This window comes from Morganella sp. HMSC11D09 (assembly GCF_001807955.1).
In the GTDB taxonomy this organism is placed as follows: Bacteria; Pseudomonadota; Gammaproteobacteria; order Enterobacterales; family Enterobacteriaceae; genus Morganella; species Morganella morganii.
The window spans coordinates 1-1,401 of record NZ_KV791653.1; the positions used below are offsets into that span (position 1 = coordinate 1).

A 1,401-nucleotide genomic window follows, 5' to 3' on the forward strand; every position below is an offset into this window, starting at 1 on the left:
GCGCTGGCTGAGTTCAGATCCTGCGGGAACCGTTGACGGGCTGAATCTGTTCCGGATGGTGAGGAATAATCCGGTGACGTTAAGAGATGATGACGGGCGGAAACCCATCAGTGAAAACTTCAGTGAAGAAAAAGGTGATATGGTTTATGGCCTTGCCGGTTTCAGAGGAAAATATATTTCTTCTGCACTGGGACGTCCGTTTTTACCTGACAGCAAAGACGCACCTGCATCGATACTTGATTTATATAATAATACGGTATCCGGTCAGGTATTGATGAGCGTTGATATGAAAATATTACAGAATTTCATGAAATCACCGGATAAATATGAGAAAAAGTTATCGCCACCGGCTGATATAAAGGACCGTGTACAGAAAAGCAGAGCATATCCTTTGTGGGACAGTTATTTTTCTGCTGGTGAAAAAAATGAGAAATTTAATATACACTCTGTTTATAAAGAGGTCAGAAAAAATCCCGGAAGTACGCAATATCATGAATGGCATATGTCCGGGGCACAATCTGTACCGAAACTTCTCTGGAAAAGAGGTAGTAAGCTGGGGATAGAAATTGCGGCATCCGGTGGCGGTAATAAAATCCACTTTGCTCTTGATAATTTAAATATAAAGGAAATTATCAGTAAGTCAGGAATGGGCGGACAGTCTATCACTGCCAGCGAATTGCGCTATGCTTACAGAAACAGAGAACGGCTTGGCGGAAATATACATTTTTACAAGGATGATAATGAGGTTGACGCTCCGTGGGTATCAAACCCTGAACAGTGGAACACGTATAAACCTAAATTATTATCGGTATCAGGCGGACAATTAGTCCGGCGGCATACCGGATTTATGGGCCGTTTACGTGCATCATTCAGTCGTACTTTCAGGAGAAATTAATTTTTATCAGCGGTAAAAGCACTTCCCCCGGGAAGTGCTTTTTTCTGTATATCAGTCCGGTTTCGTCGCTGATGCAAACTTCCCGTCCGGCACTTTCGCCAGATCCTGCGATGACCATGGCAGTCCGATTCACAGACGCACAATTTCTGCCGGAAAACCATTGAAACTCAGCTGATATAGCGGATTGTCTCTTTTCAGACTGAATATCATTTTCATTATCTGGTAACGCGCCTGATTTTTCATTCATGGGGTTTATTAATCCCATTGGTAATTAATGTTTTTTGTATTATTTAATTGATTGTTTTATATGTGTATTTAAATTAATTCTTATGATTATCAGCATTTCCCACGATTCACTCTGTCTGTTTTGATTATTTTTCCTAAAATAAACAACTATCCGCCGGGGCAATATCAGATTTGTGCGGATATCTATTCCCTTAATAAGGACACTATTAATGAACAAAACAAAAAGCACCTTACATAAAAAAACACCGTCGGTGACGGTA

Annotated in this window: 2 protein-coding genes; one reads left to right on the forward strand and one right to left on the reverse strand. The window is 40.8% G+C overall.

Translation table 11 applies throughout. The features are described 5' to 3' along the window. Positions 1-895, forward strand: an 895-nt coding sequence (locus tag HMPREF3119_RS02010; RefSeq protein WP_210388489.1) for a hypothetical protein, incomplete at its 5' end; no start/stop codon positions are given. On the opposite strand, the gene HMPREF3119_RS19305 is transcribed toward HMPREF3119_RS02010, so the two are convergent. Next, on the reverse strand, positions 882-1,142 hold the full coding sequence (locus HMPREF3119_RS19305; protein ID WP_162531707.1) for a hypothetical protein: 261 nt from the start codon (positions 1,140-1,142) through the stop codon (positions 882-884). The two genes, HMPREF3119_RS02010 and HMPREF3119_RS19305, sit on opposite strands and share 14 nt — an antisense overlap. Positions 1,143-1,401: the final 259 nt, after the last annotated feature.

Coding starts and splice junctions, on each gene's coding strand:
- HMPREF3119_RS19305 (WP_162531707.1), bottom strand. CDS start 1,142: ATGAATGAAAAATCAGGCGCGTTACCAGATAATGAAAATGATATTCAG.